Origin of the sequence: Sanguibacter sp. Leaf3 (genome assembly GCF_001425965.1) — a bacterium.
GTDB classification, from domain to species: Bacteria; Actinomycetota; Actinomycetes; order Actinomycetales; family Cellulomonadaceae; genus Sanguibacter; species Sanguibacter inulinus.
Genome location: NZ_LMRH01000001.1, coordinates 246028 through 269553, shown reverse-complemented (window position 1 = coordinate 269553; position 23526 = coordinate 246028). Strand labels below are relative to the sequence as shown.

Annotated in this window: 22 protein-coding genes and 2 riboswitches; of the genes, 7 read left to right on the top strand and 15 right to left on the bottom strand. The window is 69.4% G+C overall.

Features of this window, described 5'->3' with window-relative positions; translation table 11 throughout:
- Position 1: 1 nt before the first annotated feature.
- The 5 genes from ASG53_RS01230 to ASG53_RS01210 all read right to left on the bottom strand — a co-directional run bounded on the left by ASG53_RS01230 (position 2) and on the right by ASG53_RS01210 (position 5647).
- The gene (locus ASG53_RS01230) at positions 2–895 is read right to left on the bottom strand and encodes an ABC transporter ATP-binding protein (protein ID WP_056127400.1); all 894 of its coding nucleotides are present in this window, start codon (positions 893–895) and stop codon (positions 2–4) included.
- Entirely contained in the window at positions 892–1956 is a 1065-nt protein-coding gene (locus ASG53_RS01225; protein WP_056127397.1) for an ABC transporter permease, read from the bottom strand. Before ASG53_RS01225 ends, ASG53_RS01230 begins: the two co-directional genes overlap by 4 nt.
- Positions 1949–2944 carry an ABC transporter permease gene (locus ASG53_RS01220; RefSeq protein WP_056127394.1) on the bottom strand — a complete coding sequence of 332 codons (996 nt, stop codon included), beginning with the start codon at positions 2942–2944 and terminating at the stop codon, positions 1949–1951. Before ASG53_RS01220 ends, ASG53_RS01225 begins: the two co-directional genes overlap by 8 nt.
- A gap of 47 nt (positions 2945–2991) precedes the next feature.
- Positions 2992–4677 (bottom strand): ABC transporter substrate-binding protein, encoded by a 1686-nt coding sequence (locus ASG53_RS01215; RefSeq protein WP_056127382.1) that lies wholly within the window; start codon positions 4675–4677, stop codon positions 2992–2994.
- Between the two features lie 208 nt (positions 4678–4885).
- Positions 4886–5647 carry a copper homeostasis protein CutC gene (locus ASG53_RS01210; protein ID WP_056127379.1) on the bottom strand — a complete coding sequence of 254 codons (762 nt, stop codon included), beginning with the start codon at positions 5645–5647 and terminating at the stop codon, positions 4886–4888.
- 353 nt (positions 5648–6000) lie between these two features.
- Between ASG53_RS01210 and ASG53_RS01205 the strand changes: the two genes are divergently transcribed.
- From ASG53_RS01205 to ASG53_RS01195, 3 genes are read left to right on the top strand one after another with little or no spacing between them, the layout of a single operon-like run.
- Positions 6001–7401 carry an acetyl-CoA C-acetyltransferase gene (locus ASG53_RS01205; protein ID WP_056127375.1) on the top strand — a complete coding sequence of 467 codons (1401 nt, stop codon included), beginning with the start codon at positions 6001–6003 and terminating at the stop codon, positions 7399–7401.
- On the top strand, positions 7398–8768 hold the full coding sequence (locus tag ASG53_RS01200; RefSeq protein ID WP_056127372.1) for a 3-oxoacyl-ACP reductase: 1371 nt from the start codon (positions 7398–7400) through the stop codon (positions 8766–8768). Before ASG53_RS01205 ends, ASG53_RS01200 begins: the two co-directional genes overlap by 4 nt.
- Complete coding sequence (locus tag ASG53_RS01195; RefSeq protein WP_082543697.1) at positions 8765–9802, top strand: MaoC/PaaZ C-terminal domain-containing protein; 1038 nt, start codon at positions 8765–8767, stop codon at positions 9800–9802. The genes ASG53_RS01200 and ASG53_RS01195 overlap by 4 nt, the downstream gene beginning before the upstream one ends.
- Before the next feature lie 208 nt (positions 9803–10010).
- Here the strand turns inward: ASG53_RS01195 and ASG53_RS01190 are convergent, their stop codons facing one another.
- The 5 genes from ASG53_RS01190 to ASG53_RS01170 form a co-directional block, all read right to left on the bottom strand.
- Positions 10011–11183, bottom strand: coding sequence for an FtsX-like permease family protein (locus ASG53_RS01190; protein ID WP_156382624.1), 1173 nt, complete (start codon positions 11181–11183; stop codon positions 10011–10013).
- Positions 11180–11821, bottom strand: a complete 642-nt coding sequence (locus ASG53_RS01185) for an ABC transporter ATP-binding protein (protein ID WP_056127365.1) — start codon at positions 11819–11821, stop codon at positions 11180–11182. Before ASG53_RS01185 ends, ASG53_RS01190 begins: the two co-directional genes overlap by 4 nt.
- Positions 11818–12849 carry a peptidoglycan-binding protein gene (locus ASG53_RS01180; protein ID WP_056127362.1) on the bottom strand — a complete coding sequence of 344 codons (1032 nt, stop codon included), beginning with the start codon at positions 12847–12849 and terminating at the stop codon, positions 11818–11820. Before ASG53_RS01180 ends, ASG53_RS01185 begins: the two co-directional genes overlap by 4 nt.
- A 56-nt stretch (positions 12850–12905) precedes the next feature.
- A complete protein-coding gene (locus tag ASG53_RS01175) occupies positions 12906–13376 on the bottom strand; it encodes a hypothetical protein (protein ID WP_056127359.1) in 471 nt (156 codons plus the stop codon).
- Between the two features lie 582 nt (positions 13377–13958).
- Positions 13959–15068 (bottom strand): FAD-dependent oxidoreductase, encoded by a 1110-nt coding sequence (locus tag ASG53_RS01170; protein ID WP_056127355.1) that lies wholly within the window; start codon positions 15066–15068, stop codon positions 13959–13961.
- Between the two features lie 513 nt (positions 15069–15581).
- On the opposite strand from ASG53_RS01170, the gene ASG53_RS01165 reads away from it, so the two are divergent.
- Both ASG53_RS01165 and ASG53_RS01160 read left to right on the top strand, forming a co-directional pair.
- Positions 15582–16475 (top strand): hypothetical protein, encoded by an 894-nt coding sequence (locus ASG53_RS01165; protein WP_056127351.1) that lies wholly within the window; start codon positions 15582–15584, stop codon positions 16473–16475.
- A gap of 99 nt (positions 16476–16574) precedes the next feature.
- Positions 16575–17189 (top strand): pentapeptide repeat-containing protein, encoded by a 615-nt coding sequence (locus ASG53_RS01160; RefSeq protein ID WP_056127348.1) that lies wholly within the window; start codon positions 16575–16577, stop codon positions 17187–17189.
- 130 nt (positions 17190–17319) lie between these two features.
- Here the strand turns inward: ASG53_RS01160 and ASG53_RS01155 are convergent, their stop codons facing one another.
- The 3 genes from ASG53_RS01155 to ASG53_RS01145 form a co-directional block, all read right to left on the bottom strand.
- Entirely contained in the window at positions 17320–17541 is a 222-nt protein-coding gene (locus tag ASG53_RS01155; RefSeq protein ID WP_056127345.1) for a hypothetical protein, read from the bottom strand.
- Positions 17529–17924 (bottom strand): hypothetical protein, encoded by a 396-nt coding sequence (locus tag ASG53_RS01150; RefSeq protein ID WP_056127341.1) that lies wholly within the window; start codon positions 17922–17924, stop codon positions 17529–17531. The genes ASG53_RS01155 and ASG53_RS01150 overlap by 13 nt, the downstream gene beginning before the upstream one ends.
- 349 nt (positions 17925–18273) lie before the next feature.
- Entirely contained in the window at positions 18274–19704 is a 1431-nt protein-coding gene (locus tag ASG53_RS01145) for an aminotransferase class V-fold PLP-dependent enzyme (RefSeq protein ID WP_056127336.1), read from the bottom strand.
- 47 nt (positions 19705–19751) lie between these two features.
- A riboswitch (SAM riboswitch) is annotated at positions 19752–19865 on the bottom strand.
- Between the two features lie 110 nt (positions 19866–19975).
- A riboswitch (SAM riboswitch) is annotated at positions 19976–20080 on the top strand.
- A 6-nt stretch (positions 20081–20086) separates the two neighbouring features.
- Between ASG53_RS01145 and ASG53_RS01140 the strand changes: the two genes are divergently transcribed.
- The gene (locus tag ASG53_RS01140; RefSeq protein ID WP_056127333.1) at positions 20087–20518 is read left to right on the top strand and encodes a rhodanese-like domain-containing protein; all 432 of its coding nucleotides are present in this window, start codon (positions 20087–20089) and stop codon (positions 20516–20518) included.
- A gap of 6 nt (positions 20519–20524) precedes the next feature.
- Positions 20525–21793: an O-succinylhomoserine sulfhydrylase gene (locus tag ASG53_RS01135; protein WP_056127329.1), complete on the top strand. Its 1269-nt coding sequence runs from the start codon at positions 20525–20527 to the stop codon at positions 21791–21793.
- Between the two features lie 64 nt (positions 21794–21857).
- Here ASG53_RS01135 and ASG53_RS01130 read toward each other — a convergent pair whose 3' ends face one another.
- Together ASG53_RS01130 and ASG53_RS01125 are read right to left on the bottom strand one after the other, a co-directional pair.
- Complete coding sequence (locus tag ASG53_RS01130) at positions 21858–23132, bottom strand: type II toxin-antitoxin system HipA family toxin (protein ID WP_056127325.1); 1275 nt, start codon at positions 23130–23132, stop codon at positions 21858–21860.
- Positions 23129–23431, bottom strand: coding sequence for a helix-turn-helix domain-containing protein (locus ASG53_RS01125; protein WP_056130429.1), 303 nt, complete (start codon positions 23429–23431; stop codon positions 23129–23131). Before ASG53_RS01125 ends, ASG53_RS01130 begins: the two co-directional genes overlap by 4 nt.
- Positions 23432–23526 lie beyond the last annotated feature (95 nt).

Here is a 23526-nt window from a genome sequence, read left to right as displayed (position 1 = left end):
GTCACGCCCCCTCTCCGGTGCGGATGAACGAGCCGCGCTCGCCGGTCAGGCTCGGGAAGGAGCTGAGCAGGCGCTGCGTGTACGGGTGCTGGGCGTTCTCGTAGATGTTCTCGGCGGTGTCGAGCTCGACGATCTCGCCCTGGAGCATCACCGCGATCCGGTCGCTGATCTCGAGGAGCAGCGGCAGGTCGTGGGTGATGAAGATGACCGCGAAGTTGAACTCTTCACGCAGCCGCATGATCTCGCGCAGGATCCCGCGCTGGACGACCACGTCGAGGGCCGTCGTGGGCTCGTCCATGATCATGACCTGCGGGTTGAGGGCGAGGGCCATCGCGATCATCACGCGCTGGCGCATGCCGCCCGAGAGCTGGTGGGCAAAGCTGTCGAGACGGTTCGGGTCGACCCCGACCTTGCGGAGCAGCTCTTGCGAGCGCTCCTCCTTCTCCTTCTTGCTCATGCCCGGGCGGTGCGTGGTGAAGACGTCGAAGAGCTGGGCCCGGATGGAGATCACCGGGTTGAGCGAGTTCATCGCGCCCTGGAACACCATCGAGATCTTGTCCCAGCGGAAGGCGCGCAACGACTCGCCGTGCAGCCCACCGAGGTCGATGTCCGTGCCGTCGTGGTCGTGGAAGGTGACGGTCCCGGCCTTGAGGGCCGCGGGGGGACGCAGCAGCTGGTTGATGCCGTAGGCGAGCGTCGTCTTGCCGCAGCCGCTCTCCCCCGCGAGACCGAGGATCTCGCCGCGGTGGAGCGTGAGCGAGACGTCGCGGACTGCGTGGACCGCGGGCTCGACCTCGTAGTCGATCGAGACGTTGCGTGCGGTGAGGACGGGGTCGGCGGCACGGACCTCGCCGTCGGCACGGTGGCTGCCCTGGGCAGCGACGGGCGGGTTCACGAGGTCACCTTCTTCTGCTCGGCGCGGGCGGACTTGGCCGCACGGCGCGACTCCTTGTGCTTGCGGCGTGCCTCGCGGACGCTCTTGGCCTGGGCGGAGCCCGTGCGCAGCTTGGGGTTGATGATCTCGTCGATGCTGAAGTTGACGAGGGACAGCGCACCACCGAGCAGGGCGATGAGGATGCCCGGCGGGATGAACCACCACCACGCACCGCGGGTGAGCGCGGCGCCCTGCTGGGCGTCGTTGAGCATGGTGCCCCAGGTGACGCCACCGGTCGGGCCGAGACCGAGGAAGGACAGGCCTGCCTCACCGAGGATCGCGGCGACCACGGCGAAGAGGAACTGCGCGGCTGCGAGCGGCAAGAGGTTCGGGATGATCTCGACGAAGATGATCCGCCAGGGGTTCTCGCCAGCCACCCGGGCTGCAGCGACATAGTCCCGGTTGCGAAGGGAGCGCGCCTGGCTCCTCAGCACGATGGCAGAACCGGCCCAAGACGTCACTCCGAGCAGCACCGCGAAGAGCCAGATGCTGCGTCCAGGGATGTACGACGAGACGACGATGAGGAGCGGAAGCCCGGGGATCACGAGCATGATGCTGCTGATGAAGAACAGGACCTCGTCCGTCCAGCCACCGAGGTAACCACCCACGACACCGAAGAAGACGGACAGGACGACGGTGATGAAACCCGCTCCGAGGCCGATCAGCAACGAGCTCCGGCCTCCGTGCGCGAGCTGGGCCAGGACGTCGGCTCCGAGCTGCGTGGTCCCGAGCAGATGACCGCCCTCACCTGGCCTCAGGAGCGAGGCGTTGTCGAGTGCCGTCGGTGACTCCGTGAAGAACGGGACGATCACGGTGAAGAGCACGATGGCAATCACCATCGCGAGACCGATAGCGAGCTTTGGGGACCGCCGGAGCAGCTGCCCGAACCGCCGCCAGGCCCCTACCTTCTCGACCCGCCCAGCGGTCACCGCCGTCGGGGTCTCTTCGATGATCTGGGCGGGCGCGATCCCGCCACCGCTCGCCTGTGCTGCGAGCTGCTGCTCGCGGATGTCGTCAGCCATTGTTGCGCGCCCTCGGGTCGATGAGTCCGTAGAACATGTCCATGATGAAGTTCGCCGCGAGCACGGTGAGCGTGATCACGAGGAACACGCCCTGCATGAGCGCGTAGTCGTTGCCCTGGACAGCCTGGATCATGAGCCGCCCGAGCCCTGGGTAGGTGAACACCTGCTCCATGACGATCGACCCGGCGACCACGAACCCGAGGGAGATCGTGAACCCGGCGATCGAGGGGAGGGAGGCGTTGCGGACGGCGTAGGTCATGAAGATGCGCGACGGGCGCAGCCCCTTGGCCTCCGCGGTGGTGATGTAGTCCTCCGACAGCGTCGACACCGTCATGTTGCGCATGCCGAGCAGCCAGCCGCCGACCGAGCTGAGGATGATCGTCAGCGCCGGGAGCGTGCCGTGCCAGATCGCGTCCTTGAGGAAGGCGAAGCTCACCTCAGGGTTGTCGAAGGTCCAGGTGTCCCAGCCGCCGATGATCGGGAACCAGCCGAGGGTGACCGAGAAGATGTAGATGAGCAGCAGCGCGAGCCAGAAGTACGGCACGGACTGCATGAAGGTCGTCGCCGGGATGATGTGGTCGGCCCACGTCCCGCGCTTCCAGCCGACGTAGGCGCCGACGAAGATCCCGATGAGGAAGGAGATGAGCGTCGCGAGACCGACCAGTGCCAGCGTCCAGGGCAGCGCCTGGCCGATGAGCGTGGTGACCTGCTCCGGGTAGTTCGAGATGGAGACACCGAGGTCTCCGCGGAGGATGCTGCCGAGGTAGCTCCAGTACTGGGACCACAGCGACGCACCGTCCGAGGTGCCGAGGAGGAGCTCCACGCTCCGGATCATCGCCGGGGTGACCTCGCCGCCCTGCCGTGCAAGCTTCTGCAGCAGGATGGTCGCGGGGTCCCCCGGCAAGAGCCTGGGAAGGACGAAGTTGAGTGTGACGGCGAACCACAGCGTTGCTAGGTAGAACGCGAACCGCCGGACGTAGAATTTCATTGCTCAACACTTCCCATGCTGTCGGAGCTCCTCCTCGGTCGTTCAGGTCAGTCTGTCGGCGTCAGGTTCGTGACGACGAGACCCGAGGCCATCGCTCCCCACGACGGCGGGAAGGCGTAGAGGTCCTCGTCCGTCGGCCAGCCCGTGAAGTCCTTCACGTTCTGGAAGGTCATGGTCGAGTTGATGACCAGCGGGATGTACGGCAGGTCGGTGACGATCGCGTCCTGGATGATCGTGTACTGCTCCAGGCGGGTGGCGTCGTCGTCCGTGGCCGCAGCGGCCACGACAGCCGCGTCGACGTCGGGGTTGCTGAACCTCGAGAAGTTCCAGTCACCCTGCGGGACCGTGGTCCCCACGGGCTGGGTCTTGTCGGTCGTGAACCAGTCCAGGTAGATCTGGTACGGGTCCGCGACGTTGGTGCCGTTCATGCCGTGCACCATGAGCTGGAAGCTGCCCGAGGTCTTCTGCTCGTCGACCTCGGCCTGCGAGGCCGTCGACGCCGTGATCTCGATACCTGCGGCAGCAGCCTGCTCGGCGATGAGCTTGGCGGCGTTGTTGTAGTCGGTCCAGCCGTCGATCGACACGAGGGTCATCGCGACGCGCTCGCCGTCCTTGGCGTAGATGCCGTCGCCGCCCTTGGCGTAGCCGGCGTCGGTGAGGACCTTCTCAGCGGCAGCGGCGTCGGCCGTCTGCGGGCTCTCCTCGGGCATCCCCTCGGCGAGCCACTTCTCGTCACGGGGCATGAGGGCGAAGGTCGGCGAGATGATGCCGGCCTTCTCCGAGAACGCCTTCGAGTTGATCTCCGTGCGGTCGAGCACGAGGTTGATCGCCTGGCGGACGGCGACGTCCGTCTGCGGGCCCGTGCACCCGAGCTCGGCGTTCGAGCAGGTGTAGATGACCGTGGGGTCCTGCGGGGTGTTGACCATGGAGATGCGACCGTCGGCGGTGACGGGCTCGGTGTCCGCGATGAACATCGCGGTCCAGTCGATCTTGCCGGTGGTGAGCAGGCTCTGCGCCGAGTTGTTGTCGTTGATGCCGAGGTAGCGGAGCTTCTCGACAGTCGGCTTCCCCTCCTGCCAGTACTCAGGGTTCTTCTTCAGGGTGAAGGCCTGCGACGAGGTCGAGTCGACCATGTAGGGGCCGGTGCCGACAGCCTCTTCGTTGGCCCAGGAGCCCGCCTCTTCGACGGTCTTGTCCTTCCAGATGTGCTCAGGGACGACAGCGGCCATGAACAGTCCGGCGACGGTGGTGTACTGCGCGGTCTCGAACTTCGCGACGACCGTCGTGTCGTCGGTCGCCTCGGCCGAGATCAGGCCGAGCGGCTTGGCCGGCTCGTAGTTCCAGGTGAAGGCGACGTCCTTCGCCGTGAAGGGGGTGCCGTCGTTCCACGTGACACCCTCGCGGGTCTTCACGGTGATCTCGGTGCCGTCCTCGTTGAACTCGTAGCTCATGCCGAGCATCGGGACCGGGTCGCCCGCGGCAGCACGGTTGAAGTAGAAGAGGGGCTCGTAGATCGGTCCGAGCGTCCCGTTCTGGATGCCCGTGGAGTACGGGTTGAAGTTCGCCACGAGCGGGGTCTGCGACCCGGCCCAGACGTTGAGGACAGACTCCTCGCCGCTGCTCCCGCCGGAGCCGCCGTCCGAGTCGCTGCTGCACCCCGAGGCGATCAGGGCGACACTCGAGGCCAGCGCGACTGCCGGGAGCAGTCTCCTGAGGCCCTCAGTTCGGATCATCGTTAATCCCTTCGGTCGTGTGCGACGCCGCGACGCCGCTCGCCCCTCAACTGCTGCGAGGCTTTAGTAAGGGAACCTAACGAACAGACTCTGAAAACACTAACCCTCTCACCGACTGTTACGCAATCGAGACCCACGCCACACTCCTGGTCTAGGACCTTCACCCGCCCGGTCGGAGTCCGCCGAGGCCCCTGACCAGGCGTCAGGCTCAGGCTGTCGCGACGCGGAGCGCGTCGGCCGCGGCACGGGCCACCACCGGGTCCGTCACCTCGACGCCCGCACCTGCACCGCCCCCGACACCGCCGTCCGCCGCCACGATGCCCTTGGCCGAGAGGTGCACGGCGTCGACACCGACAGCCACCAGCGTCGCGACGTCGACAGGGCGCACACCTCCGCCCGCCATCACCTGCAGGCGGCCCGCCGCGACCTCGACCATCTGCTGGAGCTGCTCGGCGCCGTCGACGCTGCGCTCGGCCCCGCCCGAGGTCAAGACCCTCGTGACACCCAGCCCGCAGAGCGTCTCGACGGCCGCGAGCGGGTCGACGAGGGTGTCGATCGCCCGGTGGAAGGTCACCTCTGCGCCGCTCGCCGCCTCGACGAGCCGCGCGACCTGCTCGGCGTCGACCTCTCCCTCGGGGGTGAGCGCACCGACGACGACCCCCGAGGCGCCTGCGGCGACCAGCGCACGGACGTCGCGCAGGTGGACACCGAGCTCGTCGGCGTCGTAGACGAAGCCGCCCGCGCGGGCGCGGACGAGGGTGTGGACCTCGAGAGGGAGGTCGCGGCCGTCGGCATGCGTAGCCGATCGGGCCGCGTCGACCACGGCCTCGACCAGGCCGACGCTCGGGGTGAGCCCGCCTGTCGCGCCGAGCGCGACGCACAGCTCGACGCGGGCAGCGCCGACCTCGGCGGCGACCCTGACGCCGGCGACATCCTGCACGGCGATCTCCAGCACGGGCGTGCGTGGCATGTGGCGCTCCTTCTCGGGTGGTGGGGCGGCAGGACCGGACAGCGGGCCCGGGGGACGACGCGCTGTGGGCTGTGGGCTGTGGGCTGTGGACCCAGCAGGCGGACTCGCGATGCCGGACGCGGATGTGGTCACCCACAGATGCACCCTCCCAGCCCAGCCCGGCGCGCACCCCAGGTCGTCCCCGCTGGTCAGCGTAGGGCGTCCGTCCACAGGCCGCGCTCTCGCCGGGTCGACCGAGCCGGTACCAGGTACCGTGGGTGTCGGTAAGTCTTCGCCCTCCGAGGTGCTCCTCCGAGGCGCCGGAGACCAGCCGCACCAGAGCGAGACCCGAGCGACGACGCGAGGAGACTGACGTGCCCCGAAGGACCGCAGCAGGACAGGGCGAGAGCCCGACAGCCCAGGCCGAGGCGCGTCGCGCGCTCACGGACGCCGTGATCGTCGGGGGGAACCGCATCCCCTTCGCACGAGCGGGCGGGGCGTACGCGGACGTCGGGAACAAGGACATGCTGACCGCCGCGATCGACGGCCTGGTCGCCCGCTTCGGCCTCCAGGGCGAACGGATCGGGGAGGTCGTCGCAGGCTCTGTGCTCAAGCACCCGAAGGACTTCAACCTCACCCGGGAGTGCGTCCTGGGTTCGGCCCTCGCGCCCACGACCCCGGCCTACGACCTCCAGCAGGCCTGCGCGACGGGCCTCGAGGCCGTCGTGTCCGTGAGCAACAAGATCCGCCTCGGTCAGATCGACTCAGCGATCGCGGGTGGCACGGACACGATCTCCGACGCACCGATCGCCGTGAGCGAGGGCCTCCGCCACGCGCTGCTCAAGGCCTCCCACGCCAAGACCCTCGGCGCCCGCCTCAAGGCCTTCGCCGCCGTCCGTCCCTCCGACCTCGCACCCGCTCCCCCGCGCACCGACGAGCCACGCACAGGCCTGTCGATGGGCGAGCACCAGGCGCTGACGACAGCCCGCTGGGGCATCACCCGCGAGGCGCAGGACGAGGTGGCCCTCGCGAGCCACCACAACCTCGCCGCAGCCTACGACGGCGGGTTCTTCGACGACCTCGTCACCCCGTTCCGCGGGCTGACCCGCGACCAGAACCTGCGACCCGACACGTCGGCCGAGAAGCTCGGCTCCCTCAAGCCCGCCTTCGGCACCTCGCTGTCGACACCTGCCACCATGACCGCGGGCAACTCGACACCCCTGACCGACGGCGCCTCCGTGGTCCTCGTGGCCTCGCGCGACTGGGCCGACGAGCACGACCTGCCGATCCTCGCCCGGGTGGTCGACGCCGAGACCGCCGCGGTCGACTTCGTGCACGGCCACGACGGCCTGCTCATGGCCCCAGCGCACGCTGTCCCCCGCTTGCTCGCCCGCAACGGGCTGACCCTCGGCGACATCGACCTCGTCGAGATCCACGAGGCCTTCGCCTCGACCGTGCTCACCACCCTCGCCGCGTGGGAGGACGAGGAGTACTGCCGGACCGAGCTCGGCCTCGACGGTGCGCTCGGCTCCGTCGACCGCACCCGGCTCAACGTCGCGGGCTCGTCGCTCGCCGCAGGCCACCCCTTCGCCGCGACAGGCGGACGCATCGTCGCGACGGCCGCCAAGCTGCTCGCAGCACGCGCTGCCGAGACAGGGCAGGTGTCCCGCGCGCTCATCTCGGTGTGCGCAGCGGGGGGCCTGGGTGTCGCAGCACTGCTCGAGTCGGTCCCGGGTGACAGCACCACAAGCACGACGGACGGAGCAGACCAGTGAGCGACGGCTACATCTCCCTCGTCAACGGCGGCATCGGCGGCAAGGTCGCCAAGACCCTCGGTCTTCCTCGCCCCTCGGTCCTGCGCAGGTACACCGAGGGCGCGACGCTGACCGCCGGCCCCGTCCTGGTGCTCGGGTCGACCACAGGGACCGGTGAAGACTCCGACATCGTCGCGCAGCTGCTGCTGTCGACGGGCTTCGCAGCACCCGACCTCGAGGTGCACCGCGCTGTCCTGGGCACCGAGCACGTCAGCTGGGGCGCTGTGGTCCTCGTGCTGACCGAGGTCGAGCACCCTGACGACCTGTCGGGCCCGGCGCTCGACCTCGCCTCGACCCTGCGCTCCCTCGCTCCCGGCGGACGTGTCGTGACGATCTCCCGGGCAGCGACCGACGACGACGCGCCGGCGGTGGCCGCAGCCCGCCAGGGCGTCGACGGGCTGCTCCGCTCTGTCGCGAAGGAGCTCCGCGGCGGCTCGACAGCCAACGGCATCGTGCTGACCGACGACGTCGACCTCAGCGCACCGTCGGTCGGCGCGGCCCTGCGGTTCTTGATGTCCGCCCGTTCGGCGTACGTCGACGGGCAGTCCCTCACCGTCGGCTCGACGGCTGGTTCCTCCTCCGACTGGGACCGTCCGCTCGACGGCCGTGTCGCCGTGGTCACGGGTGCCGCGCGAGGCATCGGTGCAGCGATCGCCGAGACCCTCGCCCGTGACGGCGCACGGGTCGTGGTGGTCGATGTCCCTGCCGCCGGTGAGGCCCTCGTGGGGGTCGCCAACCGGATCAAGGGCACGGCGCTCCAGCTCGACATCACCGCGCCGGACGCGGGTGAGAAGATCATCGAGCACGCCGTCTCGCGGCACGGGAGCATCGACATCGTGGTGCACAACGCGGGGATCACGCGCGACAAGCTGCTGGCCAACATGACCCCTGAGAAGTGGGACGCGGTCCTCGCGGTGAACATCGCCGCGCAGCTGCACATCAACGACACCCTCATGCGCTCTCCCGCCTTCGTGGACGCACCGCGGATCATCTCGCTCGCGTCGACGAGCGGCATCGCGGGGAACCGGGGGCAGACGAACTACGCGGCGTCCAAGGCCGGGGTGATCGGCATGGTGCGTCCGACGGGGAAGCTCATGGCGAAGGTCGACGGCACGGCGAACGCCGTCGCGCCGGGGTTCATCGAGACCGAGATGACCGCACGGATGCCCTTCGCGACCCGCGAGGTCGCACGGCGACTCAGCTCCGTGCAGCAGGGCGGCCTGCCGATCGACGTCGCCGAGGCCGTGGCCTTCCTCGCGAGCCCAGCCGCCGGCGGGATCAACGGCACGGTGCTCCGGGTCTGCGGCCAGAGCATGGTCGGCGCATGAGCGACGACCGCGACGAGACTGCCCCGTCGAAGGCGAGCGGACTGCCGGGCGCTGCTGGTCCGTCGAGCTCGGCCGAGAGCCCCCGCACCACGACCACCCTCGCGACGGTCCCGAGCCTCGGTGGCCTGTACGCGCGGGCCCTGCGCCCACGGCGCTCGCCAGACCTTACGCACGCGACTCTGCCCGACGTCACGTACAGGGTGGCCGACGTCGTCGCAGACGAGGCGCAGCTCGTCGCCTACCAGCGCCTCCTCGGTGAACCCGTCGACGGGACGCTCCCTGCGGGCTTCGTGCACGTGCTCGCCTTCCCCGTCGCGACGGCGCTCATGGTGCGTGACGACTTCCCGCTGCGGCTCGCCGGGATGGTGCACCTGTCCAACGCCGTCACCGTCCACCGTACGATCTCGTCCGACGAGCGCCTGCTCGTCCACGCCCACGCCGAGAACCTCCGCCCGCACCGCAAGGGCACCCAGGTCGACCTCGTCACCGAGGTGTCGGCGCGCTACGGAGCCGGTGACAGCACCGAGGTCGTGTGGCGGGGTGTGTCGACGTACCTCGCCAAGGGCGCGGTCACGGGCGCGGGGGCTGACTCGAGACTCGAGGACGGCTCCGCCCACCAGTCCTTCACGCCGCCGACCCCGACGGCCCGCTGGCACCTGGACGCCGCGACAGGCCGCCGCTACGCGGCAGTCTCGGGCGACCACAACCCCATCCACCTCTCCGCGCTCACAGCCAAGGCCTTCGGCTTCCCGCGCGCGATCGCCCACGGCATGTACACGGCCAGCCGCGCCCTCGCCCAGGTCGGCCCGTCCCGCGGCGAGGCCTTCGACTGGACCGTCGAGTTCGCGTCCCCGGTCCTGCTGCCCGGGACTGTCGACGTCGCGGTGTCACCACGACCACACCGGTCGACGTCATCTCCCTCGGCAGCAACCCCGCACCACCGGGCGTCGAGCTCTCCGGGATACGACGTCGTCGGCTGGGACGCCCGCCGGACGAGGCTCCACCTCACCGGGACCGTCGTCCCGCTCGGCTGAGCACGCGAGCACGCGAGAACGCGCGCTGCTCGGTCGGCGGGCACGCGAAGACGTGAGCTGCTCGGTCGGCCGAGCACACAAGAACGTGAGCTGCCCAGTCGGCCCAGCACACAAGAACGCGAGCCGCTCGGTCGGCCGGGCACCCGAGATCGAGGCGCCCGGTGCTCGGCGCCCGGTGCACCCCGCGTCACTGCCCAGAGACGCGGGCTCACGGGACGCGGAGGATCTTCAGGGGGTCTCGTCGGGCGGCCAGCACAGCCGGCACGATCCCCCCGACGACTGCGACGAGGACCGCCAGACCTGCGACCCCACCGACGAAGGATGCCGGCGGCAGGGCTCCCGACAGCCTGTGGACGACCACGAGCCCTGCGACCACGCCGAGCAGCGCTCCAGCCACACCTGCGACAGCCACCTGCGTGAGGACGGCGACGACCAGTGCACTGCGGGTGGCCCCCAGAGCACGCCGTCGCCCGAGCTCGCGTCGTCGTGAGGAGGTGGAGCCATAGGTCGTCACCACGACGACGACCAGCCCGACACCCAGGACGAGCAGCATGGTCCGGCGGGCACTCGCCCCCAGATCACCTGAGACCACGGCCTGCAGCGCGACCGTGCCCTCCGGAGCATCCACCGCGAGCGCGGCAGGATCTGCGGCCGGGAGCGCATGGGGGAGCGCCGCACCGAGGGTCGAGACGTCGGCGGCGTCACGCGCCATGAGGTAGACGGTGCGCACCACGGCGTCAGCAGACTCCTCGGACGCGACGAGGACAGTCTCGTCGAGCCTGGCTAATGCACCGGTCCCGGCGACGACGCCGACCACCGGGACGGTGCTGCTGCCGTCGGCCGCCACGACGGACCCGACACCGTCGGCGAGGTGGAGCGCTGCCGCGGCCGCTCTTCCGGCGACAGCCTCACCGACCTCCGGCGCCCGTCCGGCGACGATCGCGAGCTCGGTCGGGAGCCGACCGTAGACAGGTCTGCTGGCGACGGCACGCTCGTCCGTGGGGTAGGCCGCGTTGCGGACGTCGGTCACCACCCCGAGACCGAGCACCCACTCGACAGCGTCGATCGCCCCGACCACCGGGAGTCCCGCCGCGACGATCCGCCCGCTCCCCGACTCGTCCACGACAGTGAGGAGCCTGGCACCCGTCCCGTCGATGCGCGCCACCACCTGCTGCTCGGCGACTGCGGCTTGCCCTGTCGTGACCAGGGCGGACGCGCACACGACGAGCACGACGAAGGCCATGGTCGACGTCGCGAGAGGCTGCGCGAGAGCCCCCACGACACTGTCGACGAGCAGCGCGACGAGACGTGGTCGGCCGGGAGAGAGCCCTCCTGGGCGCTTCGCGGTCGGGTCGCCCTGCTCACGAGGACGATCTCTCACGGGAGCACCAGGCGGTGGTCTGCGGTGTCGGCGAGCCTCTCGTCATGGGTGGCGACCACGACAGTCGCGCCGGTCCGTGCATGGTCCTGGAGTGCATCCCAGACCACCCCCGCCGACCCGGCATCGAGGTTGCCCGTCGGTTCGTCTCCCAGGACGACCCGCGGTGACGTCAGCAGCGCGCGGCAGAGCGCGACGCGCTGCGCCTGTCCGCCGGAGATCTCACCGGGCTTGTGCGACGCCCTGTGCTCGACCCCGAACCTCCCGAGGAGCACCTGCGCGCGCTCGACCTGCACGACTCGGTCCATCCCGGCGAAGAGCCCCGCGTCGCACACGTTCTCCAGGATGCTCCGTGCGGGGTCGAGCAGAGCGTCCTGGAACACGAACCCGATGTCTCGCGCCCGGATCCTCGACCGCTCGAGGTCGGTCAGACCCTGGGTCGGCACACCGTCCCAGAGCACGTCACCAGCAGTAGGCCGCACCAGCAGACCGAGCACGTACAGCAACGTCGACTTCCCCGATCCCGAGGGGCCCGTGACCGCCGTGAGCGCCCCAGGTGCGAAGGCTGCGGACAAGCCGGAGAAGACAGGTGCTGCGGCGCGCGGGTACCGGAGACCGAGCCCTTCGACGACGACCGTCACGGCTCGCTCCCGATCAGCCTGACCTCGTCACCGACGTCGACCCCCTCCACGACCGTCAGCCCGTCCCCTTGCGCTCGGACCTCGACGGCTCGACGCTCCCCGGCGGGAGTGGTGACGAAGGTGGTCCCGTCCCCCGAGGTGCGGACCGCGGATGTCGGGACGGCTGAACCCGTGGCCTCAGGGACGACGACCCTCTCGGCGCGGTACGTCGCGGCCGCAGGATCACGCGGCACGTCCGCGCACCTGTCGCCGCACAGCGCGCTCCCGTCAGGCGCCGCCAGGACGAGGAGCGCGTCTCCGCTCTCGGTGGTCCGTGTGCTGGCGACGACGGCCTCGACAGGCCCGGAGTCGAGAGCGACTCTGAGCGGACCAGAGGTGACCTGCTCGACCTCGTCGAGGGAGACGGTGATGCTGAGCTCGGGCACGTCGGACACGATGTCCAGGACTGGCTGCCCGACACTCACCCGCGATCCGACGCCGACCTCGTCGTCCAGGACGATGCGGGCCGGGAGCGACGGGAGGTAGACGACGTCGCCGGCGCGGACGATCCCGTCGGCCTCGACGCCCAGCGAGCGCTGCCACTCTCGGACGGCGCTCGCGGTCACCTCGTCGAAGATCCCGTCGCCCGCAGCAGCCGTGAGGTGTCCGGTCTCGCGCAGGAGAGCCTGGACCTGGCCGACGTCGCGCCCCTGCATGCTCTGGGAGAGATCGCGGAAGGACGGGACCTCGCCGAGTCCGACGACCACCGGGCGGAGGTCGACCGTGTAGACGACGGTCCCCGGAATGACTGCCTCTGCGCCATCGACGTGCTGCGTCGTCACGACCCCCTCGCTCGCTCCTGCGCCGGCGGGGGTCTGCGTCCACTCTCCCCGCACGACGTAAGGGACGGATCGCCCGACAGTCGCCTCGACGACGGTGACGGTGAGGTCACCCGAGGCGACCACGTCGACTGCGGGTGGCTGGAGGGTCGCACGCGCACACACGAACCCGACTCCGGCCGCGCCCACGAGCGCGAGGCCCCAGAGCACCCGCCGTGCGTGGACCGACTCCCGGGCGTCCCTCGGCCTGTCCCGTCGAGGACCCCTCACCCCGGCTCCCTGGGGTCGAGCAGGATCAGCTTCTGGCTGCTGGCCGGGCAGACCTCCAGCAGCCTGAGCACCTCGTCAGTCTCGACCGCCCAGGAGCCACCGTCCCCGGTCTCGGTCAGCTCTGCGTAGGGCGAGTACTCCACGCTCCCCGAGACCCAGGCTTCCCTGCTCGGGGGCTCAGGGATCGAGTGCCCTTCAGCCTCCAAGCAGGTGATGACGTCGAGCATCCGGTCATACTCGAGATCACGGTCGTCCGAGAGGTAGCTCTGCTCCGGGACGAGCGCTGTGCACTCCTCCCAGGCTTCGTCAGCAAGCTCAGCCTCACCAGGCAGCGTCTCACCGCTCTCACTGGTCGGAGGCTGGATCGCGACCTTGCCAGCATGCGTCAAGACCGACTGCCCACGATCTTCGAGGCAAGCTGTCATGGCGCTCATGTACTCCTCGTCTTGTGCGACGACGTCCGCCATCCACCCTGGCGGCGAGTAGCGGAGTCCTTCTGATTCGTCTGTGGCTGTCCCGCACCCACTCAGGCAGAGCACCGCTAGGACCGCCACCGACTGGGTGCGCCGCATCACACGCAGGCGTAGCTACCCGAAGGAGTAGTGGCAGACGAGACCGACCACGTCCCCATAGCGGACTTCCCGCGGAGTGCGACCCGGTCTCCCGTTCGCAGGTTTCGCACCTCGACCTTGGTCACCGACGGCGCGGTGAGCACCAGCGTCCCGTTCGCACGCATCGTGCCCTGCGCCGTGACCATCTTCCCCGGCGACGTCGACGCACAGTTCCCATACCCCGACACCAGCCCTGCAGATGCAGGGGAAGCGATGCCTAGACCGGCAGCCGTCAGGGCAACCACGCTCAGCATCGTCAGAAGTCGTCTCTTCATCATCGCTCCGTCCGCGCCTAGCAGCGCACCTGTGCGCCGCAAGGCAGTCATGTGCCCGAATAACTCGTCCTGCGACGATATGGGCACCAGAGGCTTCTGTATAGGTTTGCGGCATATTGCACTACAGAAGTGCTGGATCGACAGCCCCACACCTTCGCCCGACTCACCGCCGCCCCACCCGCTCCAGCGCCGCGAGCGCAGCAGCCCGCCCCGTCCGGGTCGCACCGATGGTCGAGGCCCCGGCGCCGTACCCGGCCAAGAACACCCGGGGATCCCGGGGGACATGCACGCCGTCCGTCGCGATGCCGCCGCTCGGCTCGCGCAGGCGAAGCGGCGCGAGGTGGTCGACGGCCGGCTTGAAGCCGGTGGCCCAGAGGATGACGTCGGCCTGGACCTCGCCGTCCTCGAACACGACACCTGCCGGCGTGATCCGCGTGAACATGCCCCGGGAGACGAGCACGCCGTCGTCGATGCCCTGCTGGTACACGGGCGTGAGAGCGAGCCCAGTCGCGCCGACGACACTCAGGGTCTGCAGGCCGGCGGAGGTCCGCTCGACGACCCGCCGCTCGACATCGCGACCCCACTCCTGGTCGAAGCTGCGGACGTCGAAGACCGGCGGGCGCCGGGTGGCCCAGGTGGTCGTGGTGACCTCGGCGATCTGCAGCAAGAACTGGACGGCGGAGGCCCCTCCCCCGACCACCACGACGTGCTTCCCGCGGAAATCCTCGGCCGACACGAAGTCGTGGGTGTGCAGCTGCCTGCCGAGGAAGGTCTCGCGCCCCGGGTAGGCGGGCCAGTGCGGACGGGTCCACGTACCCGTCGCACTGACGACGGTGCGGGTGGTCCACGAACCGGCGTCGGAGGTCACGACGAGAGGTGACGTCCTGTCGACACCACGGTCGTCGACCTGACCGGCCCCACCTTCGACGACCTCACCACCCTCCCCTCTGACGAGCGGCCTGACCTCGCGCACCCGCACAGGGCGGACGACGTCGAGCCCGAAGCGCTCTTCGTACGCCCCGTAGTACCTGGAGACGACGGCGGACGCGGGCTCGGCCGGGTCAGGGTCGCCGAGCGGGAGGCCAGGCAGGTCGTGGATACCGTGCGCAGCACCGAGCGTCAGGGAGTCCCAGCGCTCGCGCCACGCTCCCCCGGGCCCGTCGCCCGAGTCGAGCACGACCATGTCCTCGCCGGGCACCAGCCCGCGCCGTCGCAGGTGGTGGGCGGCCGACAGCCCTGCCTGACCAGCCCCGATCACGACGACGTCGTACACGTGCACTCCTTGGTTGAAGGTTCAAGCACTACGGTAACCGCGTCGGTCCACCGGATGTTCCCGGCCAGCTGGAGAACACACGGCGCCGACAGACAGTCGCCTGCGATCTAGCCATACCTCTGAACGAGTGCGAAGACACTGCAGGCGCCGCCAGCCTCGACGAACAAGGGCGTAGAGGAGCGACCCGCACCGTCACCGAGCCGGGTTGGCGAGCCGGTCCAGACAGCCCTCGTCTCATCTCTCACCCATGACCTTCGTCCCGCTTCGTGACCTCTATCCCGATTACGGTTTTACCGCACCATCCGCCATCTCTCCGTCCAGAGCGCGACGACCGAGGCCAGCCCCACCCCTCGAGCCGCCACCCATGACCCAGAAGAGGAAAGTTGCTACTTACCTTCTTTCGCGACCACCTCTGGGACATCGTTTTCCTCTTAGGATCCACGTCCCTGACGGCCGCATTCGGTGCCCTGGTCGGCAGGCTCCAGAAACCTCCCGCAGACAGGGCGGGTCCCGATGCAGAACTTTGACGGCACGAGCCTGGCTTTTACCATTCTCGGCATCCTCCTCGGCACCCCTATCGCCCTAGCATTCTCGCCGTTGCTCGGGGGGCACGGACACGGTCGAGTCTCCCTCAACAGCGCAGTGGCACACTCCCTCGCGACGACCGATTGGCACGTCGTCGCAAGAATTCGAGCACAGTTCCCTTCAGGCGGCAGCACCAAGACGAGGACGAACGATGAAGAACTCGCGGCAGCCCTCGTCGCCCTCGTCGTCCTCGTGACTATCGTGACCGCGTACGTGAGAAACGCAGTCCTCATCGCGGGGCTGATGGCAGGACTCTCAATCCTGGCCACGGTCGTAGTCACTATCACCTTCACCGTGCTGTGGTGCCGCGGCGCAGTGGACGGCAGAGGCATCGCCGCGCGCCTCGCAGCCGTCTATATTGCAGTGATCGCCGGAGTCCTCTCAGCACTCTGGCTCGTCGAGCCTCCGCTCCACGCGGACGCTCTGGACGCCCTGGACGCCCTGGCGACAGCTCTACGCGATGGTGGCTCCATCTTCGATGCCGATGGCGTGCACGTCGGAGTCATCGTGACCCAGATGTTCGCAGCCCTATTCACGTTCGGCCTGCTCATAGCCTGCATCGCACTTGGCCTAGGCTCGGTCGCCGCGGTGTACGTGCACTCCAGCAGTCGACCGCGCTGGCTCTGGAAGTTTGCTTTCTGGACCAATCGGTGGGCGATGCACGCATTGACGTGGTGGACACTATTCATCCTTGCCTCTTTGTCCTTGATCATGACCAGCGGACTGGGATTCGACTGGTTGACGAGTGCATTCGCCTGGATCAACGAGAGGATCGACGCCCTGCTTCCTGCGACACCGGCTCCGGCTCCGGCTCCGAACTAGGCCAGCGCGGCGCGTCTCGATGGCGCAGCATCACCGAGCGTCCCAGGGCCCCGACTCGCGGACACATCGGCTGTCAGGCGCTCGTGAGAGGCTGGTCGCATGCCTGAACCGGACACCCTCGGCACCGCCGCAGCCTTCAGCCCAGAGGCCTATGTCGAGGTCCTGACCTTCGACGGGACCGACCTGAGCGGCATCGACGCCGTCGACTCCCGCATCATCGAGTGCAGCTTCACCGGGACGGACCTGTCGGGCGCCGAGCTCGCCTCGTCACGCGTGAGCGACTGCTCCTTCGACACGGTCAACGCAGCGACCCTCGACATCTCGAGCGGCGACTGGCAGGACACCCAGGTCCGCGCGAGCCGCCTCGGCGGCGTCCAGGCCTACGGCTCGCAGTGGTCGCGCGTCGCCTTCCACGGCACCAAGATCGACTACCTCAACCTGCGCGAGGCCCGCCTCGCGGACGTCACCTTCACCGACTGCGTGATCGGAGAGCTCGACCTCTCCTCGGCGCGCGGCACCCGGATGAGCTTTGTCGGGACGCGCATCGCCCAGCTCACCCTGAGCCGGGCAACCCTGACCCGGACCGACCTGCGCGGCGCGGAGCTCGGTCAGCTGACAGGCATCGCGGGCCTCAAAGGCACGACGGTCAGCACCGACCAGTTCCTCGACCTCGCCCCGCTGCTCGCGGCACACCTAGGCATCTCGATCCAGTGAGACCGGAACGCCAGGTCGCCCCGACCGCTGGAGCGCGCTCTCGACACTCACTGAGGGCATCAGACGCAGAGCCGAGTCCCGTCTCCGCGAACCACAGCCAGAGCTGTCCAGCCCCTCGGAAGTCTGAGGCTCAGCGCCTGCCACCGAGATGTCGTCGAACGAGCACCCACGCGATCAAGAGGGCCGACGCGACCACCACCGCACCGGAGAGGACCTGGAGGTAGGTCACGACCGGGCTGGCCGAGCCAGCCGCAGCGGCGCCCGGGACGACAAGCAGGATCACGAGCCCAGCGACGAGGCTCTGGCGGCGCCCGGCCACGAGGGCGGCGACCTCGCGCCCTAGCTGACGCACTTGGACCCCTTCCCCACGGCAAGCTCGAGACGGGACGGGCACAGACCGTTGAGCGCGATGTATGTAGCGCCTGCGACGAGGAGTCCCGCAACAGCTGCGCACGCAGGAATTCCGACACCCGGGATCGCGCAAACCAAGATGCCCAGGCTCGTGGCACCCCCGCCGGCGAGCACGGCCTGGTCAGTCCGGTTGAGATAGACGTAGAACGTCCATCCGAGCCCGACCGAGAGCCTAGAGGTCCGCTGCCCTTCGATGAGGGGCGCCTGATCGACGTCGTCCGGGACCGAGACGATGAGGCTCCCGGATCCGAAAGGAACGAGCTGGGCTCCGCCACCTCCCGCCTCCGTCGCCGCGAACTCCGCGACAGGAAGCTCATCGAACACTGGTGACTCGGTTGCCGTCGCAGGCGACACAAGGCCAACTGTCATCAAACCCGCGACGACCAAACCGGCTATGGACTTCTTGATATTACGGATCTTGTGCCTCCAATATACGCAAGTCATCATTGACCTGCTATAAGTGACACTACACCTAAAAAGGACTTTCAAGCGCACGGGCGGCTCCACCGGGTATTAAGCGCACGCGACGAAGCCTGCCGGGTGGACCCGCCGGCACGGCTCCGCCCCGGCCGGGTGGACCAGCCGGGGCGGAGTGCCGGGCGGGCTCCAGGAGCGCCCGCGGCGGCGAGCACGGCACGCAGCCGTGAGATCGTGACGGTCAGGCAGGCAGCGCTCAGGCGTCGACGAGCGATCCTGCGCGCGCAGCCGAGGCCTGCGGCTCCGGGACAGGGCCGCAGCCGGCAGCCCCTGCGATGAACCCAGCCGCAGCCGTGGCGATGAGACCAGACAGACCGGATCCCTCAGGCAGCGGACGCGGGTCGTCGGCGACGGTCCAGCAGGCGTCGACGATCTCGTAACGAGCAGTCGGGCCGTCAGTCACGTAGGTCTCGAGGGCGGCGACCAGACGGTCGACCTCCTCCTGCGTGGTCCCGACGCCCACGCTGGCCCGCACGGCACCCGAGGCGTAGCCGAGCCGGGCGAGGAGCGGGTGGGCGCAGAAGCGACCGTCGCGCACGCCGATCCCGTGCTCGGCCGAGAGGTAGGCAGCCACGAGGCCCGGGTCGTGCCCGACGACCGAGAAGGTCACCACGCCGACAGGGTCGGACGCGTCGGCCCAGGCCCGGACCACCTGGACGCCCGGGATGGACTCGAGGCCGCTCACCAGGCGCTCGCGCAGGTAGGCCTCGTGCGCCTCGAGCGTGCCCGCGGGCAGCGACGCGAGGGTCTCGCAGGCCGCGGCGAGGGCCACGGCGCCGATGACGTTCGGCGAGCCGGCCTCGTGCCGCGCCGGGGCGTTCGTCCACTGCACCTGGTCGAGGTCGACCTGGCGGACAGCCCCACCACCGGCGAGATAGGGCGTCCCGGCGTCGAGCCAGTCGCGACGGCCCACGAGGGCCCCCGACCCGAAGGGCGCGTACGTCTTGTGGCCCGAGTAGGAGATGTAGTCGACCCCGGTCTCGGCGAGCGAGAAGCGGCGGTGCGGCACCAGCTGAGCGCCGTCGATCGCGACGCGAGCCCCGGCCTCGTGGGCGATCGCGACCACGTCGGCGACAGGCAGCAGCTCGCCGGTGACGTTCGACGCCCCGGTGAGCGCGAGCAGCGCGTAGGGCGCCCGGGCGAGCTCGGCCCGGATCGCCTCGAGGGTCTCAGCCACGGTCTCCGCACCGTGCAGCACCGTCGCGCCGCCGGCCGACCGCTGCCACGGGAGGAGGTTGGCGTGGTGCTCGACGTCGAGGACGAGCACCCGGCCAGGCCTGCCGTCAGCGTCGGCCGGGACGCAGCCGGCGAGCAGGTTGAGCGAGTCTGTCGTGTTGCGCGTGACGACCGTGACGTCGTCGGGCCGGGCACCGACGAAGGCGCCGATGGTCTGGCGCGAGGCCTCGTAGAGGGCCGTCGACACCTGCGAGAGGTAGCCCGCGCCGCGGTGCACGGAGGCGTAGAGCGGCAGCACCTGGGTGACGCGGTCGGCGACGGCCTGGAGCGCCGGGGCGCTCGCTGCGCAGTCGAGGTTGGCGTAGGTGACCGTCCGGCCGTCGACGAGCGGGACGAGGGTGTCCGAGCCGACGACGGGCAGGCAGGACTGGGCTTCATGGGTGGCAGACATAGATCCTCCAGGACGTGGTGGGGATCGACGCACCTGGGTTCGACCGATTCCCGCGCTTGCCGGAGACCATCTGGTTCCGGCCAGGTCGTCACCCGGGGCACCCCACCGCGGAGGAGGGTTGCCGGCCAGCAAACCGGGGTTACGCGCTGGCACTCATGACCTGCGTCAAGGATTGGCGAGGTTTCCGGGGGTGTCAATCAGCGAGCGCAGTCTGTCTTGCATGCTGGACGGGCTGTCTCATTCTGGGGGTCGGGGGTGATGCTCAGAGGGACAACCATCCAGAGCGGCTGAGTGACCTGGCACGACGACGCCGCAGCAACCCCTCCGACGAGCTCGACGTCGGGGCGAGGGTGCTACCGCCACGGACCGATGGAGGCATGACATGAGCTACGCAGGCGACCTCACCCCGCAGCAGGCCTGGGACCTGCTCGAGACCACCCCCGACGCCGTCCTCGTCGACGTGCGCACGGTCGGCGAGTGGCAGCAGATCGGCGTCCCCGACCTCTCCCCGCTCGACGGTGACCGCGAGGTCGTCTTCACCGAGTGGGCGACGGCCTTCGGCCCCAACCCGCGCTTCCTCGACCAGCTGGCCGAGGCCGGCCTCACCCCGGGTGACGGCCGCCCGGTGATCTTCCTGTGCCGCTCGGGCAACCGCTCGATCGGTGCGGCGGTCGACGCGACGGCAGCCGGCTTCGGTCCGTCGTACAACGTGCTCGAGGGTTTCGAGGGCGACACGGACCTCTCCGGTGGGCGGACCGTCAACGGCTGGCGCCTGCGCGGCCTGCCGAGCACCACCTACACCGCCGGGGAGTGAGCCTCGATGACGACCACCCCTGAGAGCACGGCCGGCACGTCCGCCGCAACCGTCCCGTCATCCGACCCGGCTCGCCCTCCGCGCACGGTCCGTGCCGCGACCGCCGCTGTCCGCGGCGGCCAGGTCCGCTCCGAGTTCCAGGAGACCTCAGAGCCGATCTACCTCACCCAGGGCTACGTCTACGCGCAGGCCGCCGACGCCGAGGCCGCCTTCAAGGGCGAGACCGACCGCTTCATCTACTCCCGCTACGGCAACCCGACGGTCCACATGTTCGAGGAGCGCCTGCGACTCCTCGACGGCGCCGAGGCCTGCTACGCGACGGCGACAGGCATGTCCGCAGTCTTCACCTCCCTCGCGGCCCTCGTGAAGTCCGGGTCGCGCATCGTCTCGGCCCGAGCGCTCTTCGGGTCGACGGTCGTGATCTTCGACGAGATCTTCGCCGACTGGGGCGTCACGGTGGAGTACGTCGACGGCCACGAGACCGAGCAGTGGGAGGCGGCCCTGGCCACCCCGGCCGACGTCGTCTTCTTCGAGACCCCGTCCAACCCGATGCAGGACATCGTCGACGTCGAGCGGGTCTGCGAGCTCGCGCACGCCGCCGGCGCTGTCGTCGTCCTCGACAACGTCTTCGCGACGCCGATCCTGCAGAAGCCCTTCGAGCTCGGCGCCGACGTCGTGGTGTACTCGGCCACCAAGCACATCGACGGGCAGGGCCGCGTGCTCGGCGGGGCTATCCTCGGGTCGAAGGAGTACATCGAGGGACCTGTCCAGAAGTTCATCAGGAACACCGGACCCTCGCTCAGCCCCTTCAACGCCTGGGTGCTGCTCAAGGGACTCGAGACCTTGCCGATCCGTGTCGCGGCGCAGACCGCCGCAGCGCTGCGGGTCGCCGAGCACCTCGAGACGCTGCCGGGGATCACCCGGGTCCGCTACCCGTTCTTGCCGTCGCACCCGCAGCACGAGCTCGCCCGCAAGCAGCAGACCGGCGGCGGGACCGTCGTCACCTTCGACCTCGCTGTCCCCGAGGGCACCGACCCGGAGTCGGCCAAGAAGCGCACCTTCGCCTTCCTCGACGCCCTCGAGGTCATCGACATCTCGAACAACCTCGGCGACGCGAAGTCGCTCATCACGCACCCCGCGACGACCACGCACCGCAGGATCGGCCCTGAGGGCCGCGCCGCTGTCGGCATCGCCGAGACGACGGTGCGCCTGAGCGTCGGGCTCGAAGACGTGCAGGATCTCATCGAGGACGTGGAGATCGCGCTCCAGGCGTGAGGGCGGCGCGCGCCGTCGCCAAGACGACTGAGCCACGAACCGGCTGACCAGCGACATGCCGCGGCTAGGACCGCAGCGCCCTCGCCTCGTCCGCAGCAGGAGTGGTGAAGGCTCGGCTCACCGTGGACTCGGTCGGGTCCTCGATCCCTAGCTCGGCAGCGATGTCGGGCCACTGGACGACGGCCTCCGCCACCTCCCGCACGACCCGCTCTGCGCCAGGGACTTCCATGCCGAAGGCCGAGGCGTGGGCGAGCAAGGTCTCGATGCTCCGCCCTGCCCCCTCCCCGACCCTGCGGACCTGTGTGCTCTGCATCGCGGTGTAGACCGGAGGGAAGGGGTTGACGTCGAAGACCGGCGAGAGCCTCCATCCGGCACCAACCCTCAGCAACCCGTGGTTCTTCATGTGGTCGTCGACGTTGTTGACGAGCAGTGTGACGACCACACGTCTGAACAGGTCGGCCCTGTCAGCGCTCGGGTCGTCGCTGACATCTCCGAGGAGGTCGACGAGCTCGACGTAGTCGACCTCCTGGGTGGTCGTCTTCTCGACGAGCGAGTGGGCAGACATGTATCCCACCCGTCGTCCGAGATGATCGCGGTCGAAGCGCTCGAGCACCAGGATGCTCCGATCGTCCGAGATCCGGTGCAGCTCGGACCGCGGGACAGGTATCCCTGCCCGCCGGGCGATCTCCAGCGCCACAGCCTCCCAGGCCATCACGTCCCAACGGTCTTCGTCGGAAGGAAGCTTCGCCAGGTGGAGCGCCCCGTCCTCCGACCGGACGGTGGCCTTCGGGCGGGCTCCACCCATGGAGGTCCCAGCTCTCGTCAGCAGCTCGAGGTCCTCGTCGGTCGGCTCGTCTGACACTGCGCGTCGCGTGGACTCGACAAGCCTCGGCAGGTCGACAAGGGTCGGGACGTCACCGTTCGGCGCGGACTCGAAGGTCTCGCCGCCGTCCACGGAGTACCTCAGCGCCCCGAGCCGTGTGGCATCCCGTGCCATGAGCAGGAAGTCACCCTCATGGAGACTCCGGGCAGCTCGCCGTTCGCGGACCGCAGCCTTCCGCTCGGCAGCGAAGAGAAGTGTCCGCCCCCAGTGGTCCGGCCCGCTGTCCGCCAGAGCGCCGGGGACCAGGCGCTCGGTGGCGAACGTCATCGGCCCTCGGAGGAGTGGCATCTCTGGGCACAGCGCATAGCCGGACGGGCTGTCGAGCCAGTCTCGCGAGTACTCGAAGACCGTCGACATGAGCGGGTCCCCGTCTCGGCGGGTCCTGAACGACGCCTGCCCGACCCGGAGAGAGGTCCCGTCCGGCAGGTCGCTCCAGACCTCTACCTCTCGGCTCACGACCGCATCCTCACACGGCGAGGCAGGCCTTCCGCCACGCGCGCTCGCCCCAGCTCGGTCGACATCGGATCAGTCGCGGCGATCACGGCCGGGGAGAGCCCCAGGACGCGCAAGACTGCCATCACGTTGCCTAGCTGCGCGGTTCCCTCGCCACGCTCGATAGAACGCAGCGTCCCTCGGGTCACCCCCGCTCGCTCTGCGAGCAGCTCTGCCGTCAGCCCTTGGACCTTGCGCATCGTCGCGAGATTCTCGCCCAGGTCACGCAGATCACGCGACGTCCGTACTGAAGACACTTTCATCATGACCCCTTAGTGGTGCCTGAGGATACCACTCTCGGCCTTATCGGTCGCCCTGAGCTCCACTAAGTCACACCGAGCCGTCGATCTCGGCCATG

Bases quoted from the DNA above. Each gene is read 5' to 3' on its own strand.
- ASG53_RS01225 (WP_056127397.1), bottom strand. From the start codon at position 1,956: ATGGCTGACGACATCCGCGAGCAGCAGCTCGCAGCACAGGCGAGCGGT.
- ASG53_RS01220 (WP_056127394.1), bottom strand. From the start codon at position 2,944: ATGAAATTCTACGTCCGGCGGTTCGCGTTCTACCTAGCAACGCTGTGG.
- ASG53_RS01215 (WP_056127382.1), bottom strand. From the start codon at position 4,677: ATGATCCGAACTGAGGGCCTCAGGAGACTGCTCCCGGCAGTCGCGCTG.
- ASG53_RS01210 (WP_056127379.1), bottom strand. From the start codon at position 5,647: ATGCCACGCACGCCCGTGCTGGAGATCGCCGTGCAGGATGTCGCCGGC.
- ASG53_RS01195 (WP_082543697.1), top strand. From the start codon at position 8,765: ATGAGCGACGACCGCGACGAGACTGCCCCGTCGAAGGCGAGCGGACTG.
- ASG53_RS01175 (WP_056127359.1), bottom strand. From the start codon at position 13,376: ATGGCGGACGTCGTCGCACAAGACGAGGAGTACATGAGCGCCATGACA.
- ASG53_RS01165 (WP_056127351.1), top strand. From the start codon at position 15,582: ATGCAGAACTTTGACGGCACGAGCCTGGCTTTTACCATTCTCGGCATC.
- ASG53_RS01160 (WP_056127348.1), top strand. From the start codon at position 16,575: ATGCCTGAACCGGACACCCTCGGCACCGCCGCAGCCTTCAGCCCAGAG.
- ASG53_RS01145 (WP_056127336.1), bottom strand. From the start codon at position 19,704: ATGTCTGCCACCCATGAAGCCCAGTCCTGCCTGCCCGTCGTCGGCTCG.
- ASG53_RS01140 (WP_056127333.1), top strand. From the start codon at position 20,087: ATGAGCTACGCAGGCGACCTCACCCCGCAGCAGGCCTGGGACCTGCTC.
- ASG53_RS01135 (WP_056127329.1), top strand. From the start codon at position 20,525: ATGACGACCACCCCTGAGAGCACGGCCGGCACGTCCGCCGCAACCGTC.
- ASG53_RS01125 (WP_056130429.1), bottom strand. From the start codon at position 23,431: ATGAAAGTGTCTTCAGTACGGACGTCGCGTGATCTGCGTGACCTGGGC.